The organism is Bacillus sp. BK450, from assembly GCF_004364885.1.
Classification (GTDB): Bacteria; Bacillota; Bacilli; order Bacillales; family Bacillaceae; genus Bacillus; species Bacillus safensis.
Window position 1 is genome coordinate 489,760 of record NZ_SOBQ01000002.1, and the last position, 20,147, is coordinate 509,906.

Consider the following 20,147-nt stretch of genomic DNA (forward strand, 5'->3'; position numbering starts at 1 on the left):
AAGGGTGATATCTCATGAAATTCGTTTATTTCCCATTCACCCAATCATAAAGAGAACGGGCTGCATGTGTCATGCCATCAGACAGGACTTTTCCTGCCTTGGAAAAGGCATTAAAGCCCTCTATTTCCTCCAGCTGTTTTTGTTTTTCGGCAAGATCCTTTTCTGTAACAGCCGTTCCTAAGATAGAAGCTTCCTTCTCTTCATTGTCGTTCATTTGAATGGAGAAAGCTCCTTTTAATTGCGGATCATGGTAGCCCTTCATTTGCAGCATGCCATTATTCGCTTGCTGCATTCCTAAAAAGACACCAAACAGCAAGACCAATCCTAAAATAATGGTTTTTCCAATAAATGAGCCCATCCCCGTCACCACCTTAAGAGCGTTTTTTCTCATCCTTTGCTTTGCCGTCCACCTTTTCCGCGTCCCAGAAAATGTCGCTGAATACATCAGCTGCCGCATTGGATGCATTTCTTAATTCTTCCATATTATTATCTACTCCACCAAATTCTAAAAGAAGGGCTTTGTCGGATAAATCTTGATTATAGATTCCATTATCGCCAATTTCTCCTTTGGCAAACACACCGACACTAAGACCTTTATATTTTTTCTCCATCAAATGGTGGAACTCTGTCGCAAGCTTTAAGTTTTTCTCATAGCTTTGATTCTTCTTCCCAACAACAAACGCAATTCTCGCATATTTCTTCCCTTTGATTTCGACAGTCGTATCTTTCTTTCTTCTTGAGTCCCGGTGAATATCAATTAAATAATCGAGGTCATCATTTTTCGCTAAGGCTTCTTTCACGACCAATCTTGATTCATTATAAGACTGCGGATATTTTAATCCTTTTTTCACCAGTCTTTTTTCAATTTCCGTTTTGTCGACTGTATTGCCGATTCCTTGCTGATCAAGCGCCTTTCCAAACATGTCGCCGACAAGGGTGACATTCACTTTTGAGTGCCGTGCATTATTTGGATTCGTTTCTCCTTTTAAAAATGGTAAATATGATTCCGTATTATGTGTGTGATAAATGTACACAGCTTTTCGTTTTCCTGTTGACCGGTCCGGTTCTTTGGTAGGCTTTTTCGGCGCATCATCATCGAGCTTGTCCAGCTCAGCCAAATTTGCTTCTTTTTCATCTTGGATCACTTCACTAGGCGGCGGCGATTCCATTGGCATATTGGTATAGTCTGTTCCTTCACCCGCTAAGATGATTTTTGTATCAAAATGTTCAAAGCCTGGGAGCTCTCTTCCTAGGAAACTGCGCGGGTCTTCTAAATTAATACTGGTTGCAAGCTTCAGTGACAGCCCAGAGAAATGAAATCCTTTTTGAGCTTCTGGAACTGCTGAGGCGAAATATTGGTTTTCCATGCCCATTAATGTGGCAAAAAATGCGCCAGAGAGCTCATCTGCTACACCATATAACGAGGCTTGCGGCCTCAGCTCGGGTTTTAAAGAGGTCAAAGCCCCTGACATCACAAACACCACAACAAGAGAGGCAATAAATAAGAAGATGCTTTTGACTACTTTCGTTCCATTAATCGCAACGACCAACTGTCGAGGACGGCGGGGTCTTTTTTTCATGATTTACTCCCTCCAGCACGCTTTCTAGTAATTACACTATGAGCGAGCTAGAGAAAGTAGAACAGATTAATGATTATATGAACCCATATTATCTTGCGTGATTTTTTGATGAAGCGCTGTGTTTAATCCGTTGGCAAGTACGTTTGCCATGTCATCAATGAATGTATCGACTTCCTTAGGCGTGACCATTAAATTTTGCCCCAGGGGCGCAAGCACTTCGTGGATCAGCTGCCTTTTTTCTTCTTCAGGAAGGGTTCCTACAATGCCTAAGAATGACTGACGCGTTTCTTCATCTGGCAAGTCTTCTTCGTTAAGTACTTTTTTCTTCCCGAAAGTCAAACCAGCCGGCACAAGAGAGCGGGATGGTCTATCATCTTTTAGTTCTCTACCAAAATGCTTTAAGACATAATCAATTGTGTCACTAGCAATCGTTACTGCATCCACCACTGTCGGAACGCCAATCGCAATCACTGGAATGCCCAATGTTTCTTTGCTTAATTCTTTGCGCTTATTCCCTACACCAGAGCCGGGATGGATACCTGTATCAGAAATTTGAATGGTTGTATTCACTCGTTCTACCGCTCGAGCAGCAAGGGCATCGACCGCAATGACAAAATCAGGCTTAGACCGCTCAATCACGCCTTGGATAATGTCACTTGTTTCAATACCGGTCAGTCCCATCACCCCTGGTGACAAAGAGGAAACCGGGCGATAGCCTTCCTGAACATTTTCCGGCTGCAATTCAAAGAGATGGCGGGTCACAAGCAGATTTTCAACCGTGAGAGGACCTAGTGCATCTGGCGTAACATTCCAATTTCCCAGCCCTACTACAAGGCAGCTTGCATCAGCCTGAATGCCTCTGTCTTTTAGAAACTGAGCAAAATGATGGGCAAAGACTTCAACGACTTTTTCTTGCATCTCAGAGTCTTTCTCCCGAATGCCTTGTGCCTCAAACGTCAAGTATGTCCCTGCCTTTTTGCCTGTCAGCTCCTCCCCTTCTTTCGTGATTTCCACAGTACGTATGCGGATGCCTTGCTCTTCTTTTTCCTTTTCGACAATCCCTTGGATCCCGTCCTTTTTGACGACATTCGGATCGTTCTCTTGTTCTAGTATCTCTTTTGTTTCAACAGCGAGGTCTGTCCGGATTTGATAAACGCTTAAATCGAGTTTCTGTTTCTCCATAAAAAGACTCCTTCCAACAAGTAATTAACAGTAGTCTTTCCATCTCTTGAAAGAAACATTCGAGCACGTCATCAATGAAAAATACTTTACATTTATATTGCATTCTAAAGGTGTGTTTGATAGAATACAATTTGTTCTATTGTGAAGATTTAACCTTAAGACAATTGTGTTTAGGTTGTATCTTAGGAGGTGAAACACATGCCAAATATTAAATCAGCGATCAAACGTACAAAAACGAATAACGAACGCCGTGCACATAACGTAACAATCAAGTCTGCGATGCGTACTGCGATTAAACAAGTTGAAGTTTCTGTAGCTAACAACGATGCTGAGCAAGCAAAAGCTGCTCTTGCTTCTGCTGCAAAACGCATTGACAAAGCCGTTAAAACTGGTCTTGTACACAAAAACGCAGCTGCGCGTTACAAATCAAGACTTGCTAAACAAGTAAACGGACTTTCTGCATAATGCTCGCAACGCCTCAGTGATGAGGCACCTGTTTAACTGTACGTCCGTCCTGACCGGCCGAGCCTTAAGGACAGACTGGCAATTATACATCTAAACAAAAACGACCCTCTTTTTAGAAGGTCGTTTTTTTATATTCATGCGCCTAACAAACGAAGCAGGAACAATTCTAACAGCAGCTGCTTGTCCTTTTTACCCGTTTTCATTTCGTAATCAATCGTTGAAAGCTCTTTGACGATCTGCTTGAGTTCTTCTTCTGAAAACAGTCTTGCCTGATCCATCGCAAGTTTGACCCGGAATGGATGGACTTTTAGATTTGAAGCAATTTGTTTTTGTCCATAGCCTTGCTGAGCGAAGTACTTCGTCTGCAAAATCAATCGAAATTGAGTTGAAATGAGTGCTAATATTTTAATGGGTTCCTCATTTTGCTTCAGCAGGTCATAAAACATCTGCATGGCCTCAGAGCGGCGTCTGTTTACAATTTGATTAATCAGCTCGAAAATATTTTGCTCTAAGCTTCTTGCAACGAGCTGATTGACATCCGCTAACTCAATTTCTTCCCGCTCTCCAATATATGTACTTAGCTTCCGAACCTCTTGGAATAGAGAGGAGAGACTCCCGCCGCATAGCATCACAAGCTGCTCAGCCGCTTCAGATGTAATCGCCTTTCCTTCTGTCTTCACCAGTGTGATGGTGAAATCAGTTGTTTCTTTTGGGTTTAACTCTTTCGCCTCAACGACAGCAGCTTTCTTTTTTAGCAATTTGGTGATTTTTTTACGCTCATCCAGCTTTTCATATGGTGCCAATAACACGAGAATGGTATAGGGCGCTGGCTTTTCTAAATAAGCTTCTAATACAGAAAGCTCATGCTCAATCTTTTCCTTTTTCTTTTCAGCTGTAAGAAAATAAGGATTCTTGATCACGACGAGACGTCTTTCTCCCATAAACGGAAATGTTTCTGCATCCGTCACAGCCTGTTCAAGCGGCACTTCTTCCATATCGAAGACGGAGTAATTAAAATCCTTCGTTTCTTCGTCTACTACAGCTTGTCTCAATTTAGCAGCGGTTTCTTGCAGTAAATATGTTTCTTTCCCATATAAGCAATAAACGGGATGGATATCCCCTCGTTTTAAATTGTTCCATACATCAAAGACCATCAATTGAATCCCTCTCTTTCACTTCCTCCTCTATCCTAAAGTGTGTGAAGACATTAGTAAAGAGGAAGCTGAAAGTGCCGCCTCCTCATTTATAGTAAACGTCCGGCGCAAGCTCCCGGGTCAGCCTGCTGTCAGACGATATTCATAAAATGATCATAAAATGGAAAACGGTTACTTTACCTTCTAGCAATTCCAAATGAGTTCAAGTATACTAAAATTAGCCAGGAGGGATGAAAATGAATGAATTTGAAAAAAATGTTCAAAGCAAGCGGAATGATGTGACCGACTCAGCCGTTGGTTTTATCGTCACATTCGGATTTTTCGCCTCAATGTTTATTTTGGCAACCATTATACACCTCGTTGGATCTTAACTTCATGAAGGTTACATGACTGCCGTTTTGGCAGTTTTTTTATTGAGTTTGTAAGATATCATATGGAGGATGTGTGTAAAACGTTCCTTCCTCATCGAGAAATTCATACGTCACGCTTCCGTCGGTATCTGTACGATACACTTTCATTTGCTGGTCCTTTAATTTCTTCAAAACTTCCTGATGTGGATGCTGATAACGATTGCGTTCACCTGCTGAAATGAGTGCATGTGAGGGCTTGAGATGTTGAAGCCATTCTTCGCTTGTTGACCCTTTACTCCCGTGATGTCCAACCTTTAAGATATCTGCCCGCAGATGAGGAAAGGCTTCTATAATGTCTCGCTCCCCTTCTTGTTCAAGATCTCCAGTGAGCATAAACCGCTTCCCGCCTAGAGTAAATGTCAAAACGAGTGAATCATTATTCTTAGTTGTTACCCGATCACGCGATGGATGAAGAACTTCAAATATTTGCTCTCCAATCTGAAGCTGATCTCCTCTCTCTAATTCATCAATCATGATCCCTTGATCAGCTGCTTCTTTTAACAGCTCCGCATCCTCTGGACTCCGTGCAAAGCCTTTCGGAATAGCCAGCCGCTTTACTTTATTTCGTTTGATTAAACGAGCTGCTTCTCCCATATGGTCTTGATCCGCATGTGTAAGAATAAGAACATCAAGTTTTGCTATACCTTTAGAATGCAGAAATGGGATCAGCGTTTGATCACCGATCGAAGACACTTTACGCCTTTTTTTCCACGATTCTTCTTCAAAAGAAAGTCTGCCTCCTGTATCCACAAGCAGGTGCCCCTTTCGATAGGGCAGCTGAATAAACAAACTATCCCCCTGTCCTACATCCAGCATCGTCACTTCCCCTTTTTCGAAAAAATTCGGGGTGAAATAGTGTGCACTCAAGACACCAATAAGAAAAAGGATCGGCAGTGCATAGGATTTCACAGAAGTTTTGCACTCCATCACAAATAACAGAACAATTAACGCGCTCACCTCAAGAAGGATATGCCACCAAGCAGACTTCATAAAAATCAAGTTGAATTCATCAAAAACAGCCATATAGGCTGATAATTGATGACTAAGCTGAATCACCGAATCAAGCAGCTGAAACAATGTTTGTCCAAGCGGAAGATAAATGGTAGTGAGAATAAAAAAGAGTAAGGATAGCGGCATAACGACCGTCGTATATAAAGGAACAAATATCATGTTCAAAGGTACGCTCAGTAAAGAAAATTGGTGAAAATGATATAAAAGAACAGGAAGTGAAGCAAGCTGTGCAATAAAGGAAATCAGGAATAATTGCATGACTGAACTTTTTGCTTTTGATAAAATCCTAGTCGATAACAAAATAAAAAACGTGACCGCGAATGAAAGCTGAAATCCAATATCAAATAAATAAAGAGGATGAATTGCTAATAAGAGTAAAAACGTTGCACTTAATACTACAGCAGAAGGCTGTTTCATTTCTTTTGGCAGACTAGTCATCACTAAATAGATTCCTGCCATGAGGCAAGCTCTTAAAACAGATGGTGCAGCACCTGTCAAACAAGCATAAATAGGAAGAAAGCATAATAGAAGAATACGTGCTGTCTCTCTTGTCACGCCCGCACGAAGGAGACACCAAAATAAACATGCAAGAAGCGTTTGTACATGCAAACCTGAGATCGCTAGTAAATGAATAATCCCAAGCATTTGATAATCTCTTAATGTGTCAGGGTCTATCAACTCACGATCGCCAAAAATAAGTGCCTGTACAATGCCAACAGAGTGTTTAGGCACATGATCTTCTAAAAATTTCAACCCCTTTTGCCTTATCACTTGAAGATAATAGGAAGAACTGTCTGTTTTTGTACAGTTTTTGATCGACTGTGGCAGAAAAATGGCGTCAATGCCTTTTGATTTTAAAAATTGATCATATTGAAACCCGTTAGGAATGGTTGCGTGCTTTGCTGGACGAACATCACCTGTCATGTGACAGCTCATACCAGGTTCTACCCCTTTTAATGCCTCTTTTTCACTCTCTGTTTGAATTGTATAAAAAGTGGCTAGTTGTTCATGGTCTGTTGAAACAGTCGCTGAAAAACGATTGCCATCTGTTTTCGGAATACTTTCAATCACAACGGAACCAGATAGGAATTTTTCTAGTACGGGTTGATCCGTTTCAAGAGACTCATGAATCATAAAAATGAGTATATAGACAGCACCGCATAGGCTGACCATTAAAAAGAGCTGAGGCATTTTTTTCAGTAGGCTGAGAAGTAATATGATGAGAAGAAAGAGAAGGAAATACATATGAAGATGATATGCAGCCAGAGCAATTCCAACAGCTGCTGAAATTGCCCCAAACGGCAAATATTTAAACATAGGAAGTAAATAATTGATTCGCCTTCTCATGCATATCGCGAATTTCTGTTTCGCTAAGTCCTGATTTACTCAGCTTCCCAATTAAATCTGCAACAAAGGCCAATTTTTCTTGATTTTTTAAGTCGATGATCATTTCATCTAATTCAACTTGCTCTGTTTGAACACCCGCCTGCTCGAATAAATCAATCGCATATGGATGATTTTTATAATCCTTTGCATAGTACACTGTTCGTATGCCCGCTTGAATGATGGCTTTACAGCACTGTAAACAAGGAAAATGTGTGACATATATTTCAGCATCAGCTGTAGGTGCACCAAATTTGGCACATTGTAAAATAGCATTCATTTCCGCATGGATGGTGCGAACACAGTGATGATCAATGACATAGCACCCTACATCCGCACAATGAACATCACCGGCAATGGAGCCATTATACCCCCCTGCAATGATGCGCTTGTCCCTTACGATGGTCGCCCCAACAGCTAACCGCTCACAGGTGCTTCGTAAAGCAAGCAAATGGCTTTGTGCCATAAAATATTGATTCCATGAAATTCTTTCCACGAGCTGATCCCTCCAGAATGATGGTTGATATTAAGTGTACATGCCTTTCTTCTCTACCGTCAATTCTACTTCACGGTCAATTGACTTTTCAGTCGTTCAATCGTCTTTTCCCCAAAACCTGAAATGTTTCGCAAGTCTTCAATTTGTTGAAATTCTCCGTGTTCCTCTCTATACGAAATGATGGCTTCGGCTTTAGCTGGTCCTATGCCGTTAATGGTTTGTAATTCGGCTGCATCGGCCTGATTGACATTCACACCCTCACTCTTTTCAACGCCTGTTGATGCGTCAGCTGATGCTGTTTGCGTCTCTCTTTCCGCTTCCCCCTGCTTCCGAACATAAATCATCATACTATCCTCTAATTTAGCTGCTTGGTTGATTTCAATCGAGTCTGCTTTGCTGGTAAAGCCTCCTGCCCTTTGAATCGCTTCCTCTACCCGAGCATCAGATTGAAACGTATAAACACCTGGCTTCCTTACAGCTCCTTTGACCTCTACAAAAATCGTCGATGGCTCTTTTTCTGTCTTTTCTTGTTTGTCTTCTAATGTGACTTGTATGTCTTTATTTTCCTTCAATACACTTGGCTCTCTGCTGCCCTCTCCTTTTCCAGTGAAAAAGAAGAAACTGAAGATGATCACGACTATGAGTCCAGCGGCGATATAAAGACTGTATTTTTTTAATGAAATGAGTCGTTTCACTTATTCACGCTTCTTTCAATCATATTTTTCTACTGCTCAACATACTGTTTAGAAGATAACAGATCCTATGCGTCTAAGGAGGGAGAACGTTTGAATATAGGGTTAATCGGTACAGGAAACATGGGTACCATACTTACTGAGGCATTTATTGAATCAAAGGCAGTCAATCCCTCATCGATTACCATTACAAACCGAACCATTGAAAAAGCGTTCAATATAAAAAAGAACCATCCAGAGCTTGAAGTAACGAAACAGCTTTCAGGGGCTGTCACGAATAAAGATTTCATTTTTGTTTGTGTCAAACCACTTGATATTTATCCACTTTTAAAAGAGCTGAGCCCTCTTTTAACGGAGCAGCAAACCATTGTCATCATTACAAGTCCGGTTCATCCTGAACAGCTTCAGGATATCGTTCCTTGTCAAACAGCCAGGTTGATTCCAAGCATTACAAACCGCGCTTTATCAGGCGCATCACTTTTAACTTTTGGTTCATCATGCAATGCCGCGACAAAAACAGCATTAAGACAGTTAGCTTCGTGCATTTCAACACCAATTGAGATCCATCATTCAATTACAAGAGCGGCTTCCGATATTGTCAGCTGCGGACCTGCTTTTATCAGTTTTCTCGTTCAGAAAATGATTGAAGCGGCCGTAGAAGAAACGGATATCTCTAAAGAAGAAGCCACCACCTTATCAGAGGATATGCTTGTTGGACTTGGCCGTTTGATTGAAAAAAGAGTCTATACCCTCCCGACACTGCAAGACAAAGTATGTGTGAAAGGCGGCGTCACTGGTGAAGGCATTAAAGCACTTGAAGCAGGTGTGCAAGATATGTTTCACCGTCTCTTTCAAAACACCCATGAAAAATTCGATGAAGATCTAGAAGCAGTTGCGCATCAATATCCGCCAAGTGTGTTCACTGATGATCGCAGAAATTAATCATCTTTGCAACAAGCGAAAAAAGGGTTTTAAAAAACCATCGTTCTATTAAACGATGGTTTTTGGTTTCTTAGCTGAGATGAAATATCTTTCGGCGAATTCACCGGGGGCTTCATTTGTAAAATCAGCAGTCACCTCTATTTGTTCAAAGCCAGCGGACTCAAGGAACGCTGCATATGTTTCAAATGGAAATGTGCGCTGTTCATGTGTCTCATCATAACGCTGATACATGTCTCCGTCTTTTACAAAAAAGCTTAAATCATGTATGATCGAATACATGTCATCCCCTTTATCACTCTGCCAAATATAGCTGATCTCTTCATCTTGATCTGCATAAGTCGAACCTGGGAATACCTCTTCCATTTTATAAGGCGTATGAACATCAAAAAGTAAAACCCCATCTGCCTCTAAAAGCTGAAACATGTTTTTAAAGGTTTTTTTGACGTCATTTTCGTTTTTTAAGTAATTCAAGGAATCACAGCAAATAACGGCTGCTTGGAAGGCTTGCTCAAAGCCCGTAACCTCTCTCATATCTTGATGTAAAAATTGAATCGACTGCTTTTTCGCCTGCGCTTTTTGCTGCGCAAAAGCCAGCATTTCTTCACTGAGGTCAATTCCTGTGACCTTGTGTCCCTTTTCAGCTAACCGAAGAGAAATCTCTCCAGTTCCACAGCCTACATCGATGATGGCAGCATTCGGCTTCATATACTGCTGGATCCACTGAACCCATTCATCATAAGGTGCATGTGTCATGAGCTCGTCATACACACCTGCAAACCCTTGATAAATCATGAGTTAATGCCAAGTGAAAGCGTTTCTCTCGGCGCATCTCCCCATAGCTTTTCTAGATTGTAGTATCCTCTTTCTTCTTTGTGGAACACATGGGCAATGACATCACCTAGGTCAATCAATACCCATCTTGCTTCATCAAAGCCTTCCATCTTTTTCACTTCGATTCCGCTTTCCTCTGCAAGATGTTTTACTTCTCTTGCAATGGCTTGCACTTGTTTATCAGAATTCCCGTGACAAATGAGAAAATAATCTGCAACAAGTGAGATTCCTTGCATATTAAGGGCAATAATATCCTCAGCCCGTTTATCATCGCATGCTCCTGCTGCGACGTTTAAAATTGATGATGAATCCATCCAAAATTCCTCCTTAGTTGTTCTTATGCACAAGCGAGTTGTAAGTAGCAAGCGTATCTGGAAAGACTGGCTGATTCTTTTTCATTAGAAAACTGATGGTGTTTTTTAATGATTGGATCAGTGCACGATCTAGATCATTTTCTGCTAATTTCCTTACTTCTTCGACACCAGGGAAATGACGTCCTGGTTCAATATAATCTGCGACATAAATGACTTTTTCAAGTAAGGTCATGCCTGGTCTGCCGGAAGTATGAAATTCAATAGCTGTTAACACATCTTGATCGTCAATTCCAGCTTCTTTTTTGACCAAATACGCACCAACCGGGGCGTGCCAAAGCTCGGGCGAATATTCAAGCAATAAAGGGTTCATCTGTTCTTTTTGGATAATCCCCTTCATTTCTTCTTTTGGTCTAAATTTCGCATAATCATGAAAAATAGCGGCGATCTCTGCTTTTTTCACATCTGCACCGAACCGTTCCGCTAATGAAATGGCTGTCTCCATGACTCCAAGTGTATGTGTATATCTATGCTCTGTTAACTGCTCTTTGACACAGTTCAATGCTTCTTCACGATTCATATAAATGATGCTCCTTTATATAACGCTCAACAGCTTTCGGAATCAAATAATCGACAGGGTTCCCCTGCTCTATTCGCTGCCTAATCAATGTCGATGATACATCAAAAGCTGGAACATCTGCAAATAAAAGAGGATATGCCGTACTTCCAACGTAACCCGGCCTTTTCATCCCAATAAAGGTGATCATTTGAAGCAAATCATCGATCCGATGCCATTTTGGCAAATACTCGACCATGTCCGCTCCTATCATAAAAAAGAACTGATCTTCTGGATGACGCTTCTTTAACAGATTCACTGTATCTACCGTATAAGACGGACCCTCCCGCTCCATTTCAATAAGCTCGAGCCGAAAATATGGATTTGATTGAATCGCCGCCTCCACCATTTTTATGCGGTGATGACTATCTGCTCGTTTCCGTCCTGTTTTATGAGGAGGCATATGGTTTGGGATAAACCAAATTTCATCAAGCCCAACTTGAATCCGCACCTCACTTGCCATCAGCAAATGCCCGTTATGGGGAGGATCAAACGTACCGCCGAACAACCCTATTTTTTTCATATCGCATCCACCTTTACGGCAGCTTAATTTGTTTATTTTCCTTAGATTCTTTGTAAAGGACAATCACATTTCCGATCGTTTGAACGAGCTCAGCCTTTGCACCTTTTACAAGTGCTTTCGCAACTTCCGTTTTGTCCTCGTCACAATTTTGCAATACGCTGACCTTTAACAGTTCTCTTGCTTCAAGCGCCTCGGAAATTTGCTTGACCATATTTTCATTTACCCCGCCTTTTCCAACTTGAAAAATAGGTGATAAATGATGTGCTTGTGCACGTAAAAAACGTTTTTGCTTACCTTTTAACATGGTGTTCCTCCTAATTTCTCTATGACAATTGACTTCATTTTTCCGGCGTCAGGCGTAATGCCTGTCCACAGTTCAAAGGCTCTTACTGCTTGTCCGACAAACATGCCAACCCCATCCACTGTTTTCAAGCCTAAACCTGCTGCTTCCCTAAGCAGTTTTGTTTCTATTGGATTATACACAATATCACAAACGACCGCTGTTTTTTTTGCGTTCGCTAAAGAAATCGGGGTTTCTTCAACATTCGGATACATGCCGATCGAGGTCGTATGGATGATGACATCATATTCCCCAAGCCGCTCTTCTGCTGCATTTAATGTGATTGCTTGAGATGTGATTTTTCCCTCTGCACTTTCAATTAAAGCTTCAGCTTTTTCAATGGTGCGGTTCGTAATATCAAAGCTCTTCGGTGCATACTGAGCAATTGTCGTATAAATCGCTCTTGCGGCTCCGCCAGCACCAATCAAGAGAAATGACAGCTCTGATAACGGCTGATCCAAGGCTTCAAGCAATGAATGAAGAAAGCCTTCTCCATCTGTATTATACCCAACGAGCTGATCCCCTTCGAGCCGCACCGTATTGACGGCACCGAGCCGTTCAGCTGTCACATCAATTTTGTCAAGGTACTTCATGATTTCTACCTTGTGCGGAACAGTGACGTTAATGCCGCTGATTCCTAACGCCTTCATGCCGCTAATCGCATCTTTCAGGTCATCATTTTCTACTTGAAAGCCATGATAATGTCCATCAATTCCAGCGTCCTTTAGTGCTGCATTATGAATATCCGGAGACATTGAGTGGCCAACAGGGTTACCGATTACTCCGTATAAAGGTTTCAAGGTCTCTCCCCCTTTGAACATTTAAATTAACGAACGTCTCATAAACACATGAACGCCTTTTGGCGCATAAACTTTGATTTGCTTGCCCGCATCATTTGCAGTAACCCAGCCTAAACCTGAAAAGACGATGTCCATTTTTGGCTGATCAATGGTAAAGTTATGCGGAACGAGCGGCGGGAAATCTTCCATTCCCTCTTTTGATGGCGGTGACAGCAGTTCCCCTGCATGTTTTTCATATAAATCATCTGCGTTCTCGAGCTTTGTCCGGTGAATGTTCAGCTCATTTGGCATATAGCAGACAAATGATGTTCTGCCGCCTTTTACATAATCAAATCGAGCCAGTCCGCCAAAATAAAGCGTTTGTGCTTCGTTTAATTGGAACGTTCTCGGTTTCAATTCTTTTTTCGGCGTTAAAATCTTTAAGTCATTTTTGCTGACATAGTGCGCCATTTGATGGCGGTTGATGATGCCCGGCGTATCGAATAAAGCAGACCCGTCATCAAGCGGGATTTCAATCGCATCAAGTGTAGTACCTGGATATTGGGATGTAGTAATGACGTTCTCTTCGCCAGATACTTCTTTGATGATTCGATTGATAAATGTTGATTTCCCAACATTCGTACAGCCGACGACATAGACATTTCTTCCCTCGCGGTAATGATCGATCGCTTCCATCACCTCAGGCACACCCTGGCCTCTGCTTGCACTGATCAAGAAAACATCGATAGGGTTTAATCCGTTTTCCTTTGCTTCCCGTTTCATCCAATGAATCAGACGATCTTTTTTCACGGATTTCGGTAAAATATCCACTTTGTTGCCGACAAGTAAAATCGGATTACCGCCGACAATACGGTTCAGCCCATTGATCCAGCTTCCGTTAAAGTCAAAAATATCAACGACCTTCACAATGAGAGAATCTGTCTCTCCAATGCTGTGCAATATATTTAAAAAGTCGTCTTCTGTTAAAGAAACATCTTGAATCTCATTGTAGTTCTTTAACCTAAAACAGCGCTGACAGATCACATCTTCTTTCAATAGAGATGCTGCCGGCGCATATCCTAATTGATCTTTATCTTCCGTCTGAATGGCTACACCGCAGCCAATACAAACAACCTTTTCCATTATTACTCTTCCTCCCACTGAATGTGGCCCTTACGCTTTAAGGCTCCTAAAATTCTGCGTTCAATCTGCCTGTTAAACTTTGTGAAAAATCCGTCCGAGGCAGCAACAGGAACGACCAAAATCGTATGGAAGCCATGACGATTCCCGCCAAGAACATCTGTCATGAGCTGATCCCCAATGACAACCACATCTTCTTTTTTCAACTGCATATCAGCGACTGCCTTATTAAAGGCTCTTCCCATAGGCTTTCGCGCTTTATAAATAAACGGGATATGAACCGGTTCAGAAAAAAGCTTGACCCTTTTTTCATTATTGTTCGATACAATCGTCACTTGTATCCCGTGATCTTTCATTTCTTGAAACCATTCAATTAAGCGCGGTGTCGCACTTGGACGGTCCCATTCTACTAGTGTGTTATCTAGATCGGTAATAATTCCTTTTACATTTCGTTCTTTTAATTTTTGCGGCGAAATGTGGAAAATACTTTTCACAAATTCATCCGGTAAGAAATACTTCTTTAGCACAATTTGCACCCTTTCTTCCATTGGTTTTCAGCGATTGTGTCGAATCAAATCACAATTTGTCTGTCTATCGAATACAATGAAAAAGTTTTCGACATATGATGAGGACCTTCAACAGGTGTGGATAATTTTACACACATTATCCACCTATATTTCATCATGCTTTCATTCAATTATAAACACTCTACCCACAAGTTATCCACTTAACCATGTGGATAACAGAACGATTGTTCTTGTTTCCCATTCATGGTAGATTAAAGGTACTTCAAAGACAGTCGATCAACCTATGATGATATGTCTTTTTCTCAAATTTTATGCCAACTTTTTCAGGGGAGGTGTTTTTCCCATCATATGGGTTTCTAGTATGAAAAAGCTGTCAGATGATTTACTTATAGAATCGTATTATAAAGCAAATGAAATGAACTTAAATCGCGACTTCATTGAATTAATTGAGACAGAAATGAAAAGACGTTCGCTCGGGCATATGCTCTCTGTTTCCTCTTAATTCCATATCACAGGAACCATGCCTCCCGAGCACTCTCCTTTTTTAAACTCAGGTGACTGATATTATATCACTTGCGCTATAGGCTTACTACTATTTTCCGTAAAAAACACCCCTTCTGATGAAAGAAGAGGTGTCTTAATTGCAAGGCTGTTCATTCCAAAACCATAACCCTCCGCCTACGACTAAAATGACCACAAGGAACACAACAAGAAAAGCGTAACCGACTCCTGCTCCTTGTGCTGGATAAGGCGAACACGCAGGGTAAGGATAAGGACATCCCCACATATCAGTTACCTCCTTCTAGGAAGATATACTGTTAGACTATGCTGGATGGATGGTCTTGTTTAGGCAGATGGCCATCATTTAAAAATGTTTGATGACATCACGCTCTTTGATTTCGTTATAAATAATTCTCGCCCCTTTTGGTGTCATATGATTGCCAGAAGGGTCGATCAATCCTGACTGAATCAGGGCATGATCACTATCTTCTCCAGCTTCTCGGATGAAAGCTTTCCAGTTGTCGACAAGCGGTACCTGCTCATCCTTCGCTACTTCTCTTGTGATGTCATTATAAGAGTTTTGCCAAGCTCTTGCCCCGCCTCTCCCGGCAAAATAAGATGACTTATATCTGGAGTAATAATACAAGCCCTTTTTCCCGCCTTCTACAACAGGCACACAGGTCATGAGAATCGGGGTAATGCCTTCTTTTCTACTTTCAGAAATGAAGTAGGTTAAATTTTCTTTAAACCGTTTTTTCGTCACTCGGGGATGTTTCCCGTCTAAAATCGCCGCATCATTCGTACCGAACATGATGAGGACGTAAGTTGGTTTCTGTTTTAAAATATCCTGCTCAAAGCGCAGTTTCGCGTCTTCAGTCGTCTGCCCGCCAATGCCTGCATTCTTCACTTGAATTTGGCCGCGCTCGACGTTTTTCATGAGATTCACCCATTTTTCAGATGTTGGATAATCTCGAAAGTCCCAGTTTGATCCTCTTGTATTGCTGTCACCAAATGCAATGACGCTTTCTTGTACTGGCTTAGAGCATCCAGCAGCAACACATAATAGGATGAAAAGGAAAACATATTTCTTCACAACATTCACCTCCAAAAGCCCTCTTCATATAGTAAACGACAAGACTTTTGGTTTCAATGAATGAATGTTTTTGACGAATGCTGCCTATTGCATCTGAACAGGCATATATGCTTTGTCGTGGTGCAGCAGTTCACTTACTTTTACAAATTCATAGCCCCTCTTCTTCAACTCAGGAATCACTTGTTTCAATGCTTCTACCGTTTGCTTGCGATTTCCCCCGCCATCATGTAAAAGGATAATATCGCCGCCTTGAATATGATCAATAATTCGGCTTGCAATTTTACGTGCGCCTGGTCTTGACCAGTCCTTCGGATCTTGCGTAAAGGACCACATGACCACATCGTACCCTTGCTTTGACAGAATGCGGAATGATTTCATTGTTAAGCGTCCACCAGGAGGGCGAAATAATAAGGGACCGCCAGGCTGGAGTGAAGCGATATGAGCCGCTGATTCTTTTAATTCCCGCTTGATCTCCTTTGACGACAAAAGGTCAAAATACGTATGATTCATCGTATGATTGCCGAGTTCATTCCCTTCGTCCACAATCCGTTCTGCGATCATTGGATAAGCATGGATTCTGCTCCCTATCACAAAAAAGCTTGCATTCACTTGATGCTCCTTCAGCACATCCAATATTTGATTTGTATACACTGGATGAGGTCCATCATCAAAGGTGATCGCAATCTTTTTCCGTTCCGCTCTCATGTCCCAAAAGGCACGTCCCGTTTTTTCAAGATCGACTCGTTTTAATGTATGTGCCTCTACTTCATTAGGAACAAAAGCACATAGCAGCCATATACACATCAAGATATGCAGCCCTCTCATTCGACCGCCTCCTCCACCGAACATCATTACCGATAAATTGCCCGCTTTCGCATCAATTCATGCAAGCTTCATGGTGATATCTGCTTCTTTTTCAAACAAAAAAAGCCGGCCATATTGGCCCGCTCTTTGTTTCACGTTTGGTTTCTCTCTTCAACTGTCGAACGTTGCTTAGAATTCATACAGACACTCTCCTTCTTGGATTTGATTTTGAGCCCATAATAATTTCTGATAATACTGGTTGGACTTTTTGTATTGTTGAGAGGCTTCTAAGGCTGTCGCAATTTCTAGTGAGATATCCTCTATATAAGAGTATAGGCTAAGTTTTTCCAAATAATCAATGGTTTTTTGCAGTTGGTCTTCATTGATTTCCTGAACATATAAAGCATCCAGATACTCAAACATATGACAGAACAGCTGGTCTTCATGCTTCTTTGCAGCTAATTTCCCATCTTCTAATATGCGCAGAGCATCCGCCTGTTCATTCTGTCTAAAAAGCAGCTTCGCCAGCGTATAGAGCGTATGCGGAAGCGTTGGGAGCAGCTCTTTGCGGGCAAGATCAGCAGATTCCGTTAAGTATCGTTCCGCTTCCTCTCTATAGCCCAGCTCGCCATAACATTTTCCTAAATTATAGAGTGCTGAACTGTATATGCGCGGGTGATCAATTTGAGATGCGAGCTGTTTTGCCTTTTTTAAATGAGGCAGTGCCCGGTCTTTTCGTTTTAAATCTTGATAGTTTCCCGAAATGACAAAGAGACATTGAATGATGCGAATCGTATACGCATCATGCTGATCGTATATTTCCAGCGCCTTTAAAATATGGTGCATGGAGACATGTGTTTGTTTCATTATATAGTAGGCTTCTGCCACTTTAAAATGAAACTCTGCCTGCTCAATATCATCAAATACCATGGACAGCTGCTTTTCTGCGACTCGATAATATTTGACGGCTTCTAAATATTCTTTTTGACTAAATTCATGCATGCCACGAAAAAATGCATGGTAATAATGCAGCATATCAGATAACTCATGATTGGAGTTTTCGATTTTATCGACTAGATTAGATACTGAGAAAGGTTGATATTTTGAAGGGTGTATATAGTCAAGCATGATTTGGTGCCGAAAACACATGAGCTGATAATAAATCAGTAAATGCTGGTCCTCTTCCATCTGTTCAATTTCCACTTCAACTTCCGCTTTCAAGATTTCCGCATCTGGAACACTGAACTGCCGTATCATTCGATACCATTCATTAATTTTCATACCTACATGTGAAGATAGAACCTTCCCCATGTTCCGAAATTACCCCTTCCTTTTCGGTCTAATATTACATATTTTAGCACGCTTCTTGACCGCCAAGCACCGCAAAGAAACCGCAAACATAAAAAAGAGACGAACAGAAGCACGATTTTTTTGATAAAGATGAATTTTTCATCGTACAGACACAGACAATCCCTCCTTCACATACATTTGAGGATATAGGCAGCGGCCTAAACATGGTGGAGGTGAAAATCGTGGCAGGAGTATTTACAGCGATGGGATTGATGGTCAAAGAATTGGTGTTTTTAGTGTCCTATGTCAAAAACAATGCCTTTCCACAGCCCCTTTCGGGAGATGATGAAAAAAAATACTTAGCCCTCATGGCACAGGGCGATGAACACGCAAGAAACATGCTGATTGAACATAACCTTCGGCTCGTCGCCCATATTGTAAAGAAATTTGAAAATACCGGGGAAGACGCTGAAGACCTCATCTCCATCGGGACGATCGGACTCATTAAAGCCATCGAAAGCTATTCCTCTGGAAAAGGAACAAAGCTGGCAACGTATGCGGCGCGGTGTATTGAGAATGAAATTCTCATGCACTTACGCGCACTCAAAAAAACAAAAAAAGACGTCTCCTTACATGACCCCATCGGTCAGGATAAAGAAGGCAACGAAATATCATTAATTGATGTCTTAAAATCTGAAAATGAAGATGTAATTGATACCATTCAGCTCAACATGGAGCTTGAAAAAGTAAAGGAGTATATCGACATTCTCGACGGCCGAGAAAAAGAAGTGATCGTCGGCCGGTTCGGACTTGATTTAAAGAAAGAAAAAACGCAGCGGGAAATAGCCAAAGAGCTCGGGATATCGCGGAGCTATGTGTCACGTATTGAGAAGCGCGCGCTGATGAAAATGTTTCATGAGTTTTACCGGGCGGAGAAGGAGAAACGGAAGCGGGAGAAGGGGAAGGGGAAGTGAGCGGAAAACTTCAAAGAGGACTACTTTTCAATAAAAACAGGCCCTCATAAGGTCTGTTTTTATTTTGCCCTTCAAATCTGAAAAGTATATAATTAATATACTTGTATGACAAATAACAATACCTATTGAAAGGAGTGATTTTTATGAAATTCAATCCTGTTTCTAATAAAAAATTATATATACAGATTTATAATCAAATCCTTTCAGAAATACAGTTAGGCTCTTTTAAAGTAGGAGATAAACTTCCTTCTGAAAGAGAACTATGTGAACAATTTGGCGTCAGCCGTGCACCCGTCAGGCAAGCTCTTAGTGCATTAGAAATGAATGGTGTCATTTACTCCCGTCAAGGAGAAGGTGTGTTCGTTAAAAATACGACCATCACCACTGAAGGGACTCTTTCTATGAAATCAGCATCTCCTGAAGATATTGTGGAAGCCCGAATGCACATTGAACCTTTAATTATCCATTTTGCGGCTTTGAGAGCGACCGATCAAGAGATTGAGGAGCTTAAACAGACGATAAAAAAAATGGAAGAAGAAACACGGTCGGGTGTATATGTTCCTGAAACCGACGAACAACTACATATGGGCATTGCAAGAGCGTCACATAACGATTTATTTATTACCTTTATGTCTTCTATTACGAATGCTATGAAACAACAGGAAATGTGGAGATTTATTCGTGATCGGACTGTTACTCGTTCAGATTATCGAGAGATCAACTTTCAAGAGCACAAAATGATTATAAAAGCACTAGAAGAGCGGAACGCATCAGAAGCCGTAACACGGATGACTGACCATATGCAAAATTTATATGATCGCTACTGGAAAAGCTAATCTCTCCGCTTATACACATTTTAAAAAAAGTTCTTTTAAAACAAATAAAGGCGTCTAACCGCAAGTCGAACTTGTGAGTTATGCGCCTTTGTTTTTCATTTCAACGTTTTTTTGATTCTAAGCATTTTTCGCATATTCCGTATAAAACCTTAACACCTTCACATCCATGAGCTGTATCAATCATTTCCTCACATTCTTTGCACACAATCGTGTTTTGCGGCACATTTGATTTCTTTTCCATCCTCATATCAGCTCCTTCGTTTTGAT

26 protein-coding genes are annotated in these 20,147 nt (G+C 41.3%); 6 read left to right on the forward strand and 20 right to left on the reverse strand.

Going from position 1 to position 20,147, the window contains the following annotated elements; translation table 11 throughout:
• Positions 1-25: 25 nt before the first annotated feature.
• From EV579_RS07715 to gpr, 3 genes are all read right to left on the reverse strand, one after another.
• Positions 26-358 carry a YqxA family protein gene (locus EV579_RS07715; protein WP_133744217.1) on the reverse strand — a complete coding sequence of 111 codons (333 nt, stop codon included), beginning with the start codon at positions 356-358 and terminating at the stop codon, positions 26-28.
• Positions 359-371: 13 nt separating this feature from the next.
• Entirely contained in the window at positions 372-1,580 is a 1,209-nt protein-coding gene (locus tag EV579_RS07720; RefSeq protein WP_133744218.1) for a stage II sporulation protein P, read from the reverse strand.
• Between the two features lie 66 nt (positions 1,581-1,646).
• The gene (gene gpr / locus EV579_RS07725; protein WP_024423041.1) at positions 1,647-2,762 is read right to left on the reverse strand and encodes a GPR endopeptidase; all 1,116 of its coding nucleotides are present in this window, start codon (positions 2,760-2,762) and stop codon (positions 1,647-1,649) included.
• A 198-nt stretch (positions 2,763-2,960) separates the two neighbouring features.
• Between gpr and rpsT the strand changes: the two genes are divergently transcribed.
• Complete coding sequence (rpsT, locus tag EV579_RS07730; RefSeq protein ID WP_024423042.1) at positions 2,961-3,227, forward strand: 30S ribosomal protein S20; 267 nt, start codon at positions 2,961-2,963, stop codon at positions 3,225-3,227.
• Positions 3,228-3,361: 134 nt separating this feature from the next.
• Here the strand turns inward: rpsT and holA are convergent, their stop codons facing one another.
• Entirely contained in the window at positions 3,362-4,381 is a 1,020-nt protein-coding gene (holA, locus tag EV579_RS07735; RefSeq protein ID WP_024423043.1) for a DNA polymerase III subunit delta, read from the reverse strand.
• A gap of 236 nt (positions 4,382-4,617) precedes the next feature.
• On the opposite strand from holA, the gene EV579_RS07740 reads away from it, so the two are divergent.
• Positions 4,618-4,752, forward strand: a complete 135-nt coding sequence (locus tag EV579_RS07740; RefSeq protein ID WP_012010638.1) for a YqzM family protein — start codon at positions 4,618-4,620, stop codon at positions 4,750-4,752.
• Between the two features lie 39 nt (positions 4,753-4,791).
• Here the strand turns inward: EV579_RS07740 and EV579_RS07745 are convergent, their stop codons facing one another.
• The 3 genes from EV579_RS07745 to EV579_RS07755 all read right to left on the reverse strand — a co-directional run bounded on the left by EV579_RS07745 (position 4,792) and on the right by EV579_RS07755 (position 8,376).
• Positions 4,792-7,119 (reverse strand): DNA internalization-related competence protein ComEC/Rec2, encoded by a 2,328-nt coding sequence (locus EV579_RS07745; RefSeq protein WP_133744346.1) that lies wholly within the window; start codon positions 7,117-7,119, stop codon positions 4,792-4,794.
• On the reverse strand, positions 7,112-7,681 hold the full coding sequence (locus EV579_RS07750) for a ComE operon protein 2 (RefSeq protein WP_133744219.1): 570 nt from the start codon (positions 7,679-7,681) through the stop codon (positions 7,112-7,114). Before EV579_RS07750 ends, EV579_RS07745 begins: the two co-directional genes overlap by 8 nt.
• Positions 7,682-7,746: 65 nt before the next feature.
• Entirely contained in the window at positions 7,747-8,376 is a 630-nt protein-coding gene (locus EV579_RS07755; RefSeq protein WP_024423046.1) for a helix-hairpin-helix domain-containing protein, read from the reverse strand.
• A gap of 90 nt (positions 8,377-8,466) precedes the next feature.
• On the opposite strand from EV579_RS07755, the gene comER reads away from it, so the two are divergent.
• Positions 8,467-9,315 (forward strand): late competence protein ComER, encoded by an 849-nt coding sequence (gene comER, locus EV579_RS07760; RefSeq protein WP_024423047.1) that lies wholly within the window; start codon positions 8,467-8,469, stop codon positions 9,313-9,315.
• A gap of 48 nt (positions 9,316-9,363) precedes the next feature.
• Here comER and EV579_RS07765 read toward each other — a convergent pair whose 3' ends face one another.
• The 8 genes from EV579_RS07765 to EV579_RS07800 are packed head-to-tail and all read right to left on the reverse strand — an operon-like array spanning position 9,364 to position 14,382.
• Positions 9,364-10,107 (reverse strand): class I SAM-dependent DNA methyltransferase, encoded by a 744-nt coding sequence (locus EV579_RS07765; RefSeq protein WP_122631109.1) that lies wholly within the window; start codon positions 10,105-10,107, stop codon positions 9,364-9,366.
• Complete coding sequence (gene rsfS, locus EV579_RS07770) at positions 10,104-10,460, reverse strand: ribosome silencing factor (protein WP_003217467.1); 357 nt, start codon at positions 10,458-10,460, stop codon at positions 10,104-10,106. The genes EV579_RS07765 and rsfS overlap by 4 nt, the downstream gene beginning before the upstream one ends.
• A gap of 13 nt (positions 10,461-10,473) precedes the next feature.
• Positions 10,474-11,037, reverse strand: coding sequence for a bis(5'-nucleosyl)-tetraphosphatase (symmetrical) YqeK (gene yqeK / locus EV579_RS07775; protein ID WP_122631110.1), 564 nt, complete (start codon positions 11,035-11,037; stop codon positions 10,474-10,476).
• Entirely contained in the window at positions 11,027-11,596 is a 570-nt protein-coding gene (locus tag EV579_RS07780; RefSeq protein WP_034622820.1) for a nicotinate-nucleotide adenylyltransferase, read from the reverse strand. The genes yqeK and EV579_RS07780 overlap by 11 nt, the downstream gene beginning before the upstream one ends.
• A gap of 13 nt (positions 11,597-11,609) precedes the next feature.
• Positions 11,610-11,900 carry a ribosome assembly RNA-binding protein YhbY gene (yhbY, locus tag EV579_RS07785; protein WP_044332155.1) on the reverse strand — a complete coding sequence of 97 codons (291 nt, stop codon included), beginning with the start codon at positions 11,898-11,900 and terminating at the stop codon, positions 11,610-11,612.
• Positions 11,894-12,736 (reverse strand): shikimate dehydrogenase, encoded by an 843-nt coding sequence (gene aroE / locus EV579_RS07790; RefSeq protein ID WP_122631111.1) that lies wholly within the window; start codon positions 12,734-12,736, stop codon positions 11,894-11,896. The genes yhbY and aroE overlap by 7 nt, the downstream gene beginning before the upstream one ends.
• A 21-nt stretch (positions 12,737-12,757) precedes the next feature.
• Positions 12,758-13,858 carry a ribosome biogenesis GTPase YqeH gene (gene yqeH / locus EV579_RS07795; protein WP_056767402.1) on the reverse strand — a complete coding sequence of 367 codons (1,101 nt, stop codon included), beginning with the start codon at positions 13,856-13,858 and terminating at the stop codon, positions 12,758-12,760.
• Positions 13,859-13,860: 2 nt separating this feature from the next.
• The gene (locus EV579_RS07800; RefSeq protein WP_008356191.1) at positions 13,861-14,382 is read right to left on the reverse strand and encodes a YqeG family HAD IIIA-type phosphatase; all 522 of its coding nucleotides are present in this window, start codon (positions 14,380-14,382) and stop codon (positions 13,861-13,863) included.
• 361 nt (positions 14,383-14,743) lie between these two features.
• Between EV579_RS07800 and EV579_RS07805 the strand changes: the two genes are divergently transcribed.
• Entirely contained in the window at positions 14,744-14,884 is a 141-nt protein-coding gene (locus EV579_RS07805) for a sporulation histidine kinase inhibitor Sda (protein WP_003217327.1), read from the forward strand.
• A gap of 135 nt (positions 14,885-15,019) precedes the next feature.
• Here the strand turns inward: EV579_RS07805 and EV579_RS18970 are convergent, their stop codons facing one another.
• From EV579_RS18970 to EV579_RS07820, 4 genes are all read right to left on the reverse strand, one after another.
• Positions 15,020-15,169, reverse strand: a complete 150-nt coding sequence (locus EV579_RS18970; protein WP_166644688.1) for a hypothetical protein — start codon at positions 15,167-15,169, stop codon at positions 15,020-15,022.
• Between the two features lie 78 nt (positions 15,170-15,247).
• On the reverse strand, positions 15,248-15,976 hold the full coding sequence (locus tag EV579_RS07810) for an SGNH/GDSL hydrolase family protein (RefSeq protein WP_024423053.1): 729 nt from the start codon (positions 15,974-15,976) through the stop codon (positions 15,248-15,250).
• A gap of 84 nt (positions 15,977-16,060) precedes the next feature.
• Entirely contained in the window at positions 16,061-16,801 is a 741-nt protein-coding gene (locus tag EV579_RS07815) for a polysaccharide deacetylase family protein (protein WP_025092934.1), read from the reverse strand.
• 168 nt (positions 16,802-16,969) lie between these two features.
• Complete coding sequence (locus EV579_RS07820; RefSeq protein ID WP_133744220.1) at positions 16,970-18,091, reverse strand: response regulator aspartate phosphatase; 1,122 nt, start codon at positions 18,089-18,091, stop codon at positions 16,970-16,972.
• A gap of 218 nt (positions 18,092-18,309) precedes the next feature.
• Here EV579_RS07820 and sigK point away from each other — a divergent pair, with 218 nt between their 5' ends.
• Together sigK and EV579_RS07830 are read left to right on the forward strand one after the other, a co-directional pair.
• On the forward strand, positions 18,310-19,044 hold the full coding sequence (gene sigK / locus EV579_RS07825) for an RNA polymerase sporulation sigma factor SigK (protein ID WP_122631132.1): 735 nt from the start codon (positions 18,310-18,312) through the stop codon (positions 19,042-19,044).
• A 134-nt stretch (positions 19,045-19,178) separates the two neighbouring features.
• Positions 19,179-19,880 carry a FadR/GntR family transcriptional regulator gene (locus EV579_RS07830; RefSeq protein ID WP_122631133.1) on the forward strand — a complete coding sequence of 234 codons (702 nt, stop codon included), beginning with the start codon at positions 19,179-19,181 and terminating at the stop codon, positions 19,878-19,880.
• A 100-nt stretch (positions 19,881-19,980) separates the two neighbouring features.
• Here EV579_RS07830 and EV579_RS07835 read toward each other — a convergent pair whose 3' ends face one another.
• Positions 19,981-20,121, reverse strand: a complete 141-nt coding sequence (locus tag EV579_RS07835; protein WP_117590472.1) for a GapA-binding peptide SR1P — start codon at positions 20,119-20,121, stop codon at positions 19,981-19,983.
• Positions 20,122-20,147: the final 26 nt, after the last annotated feature.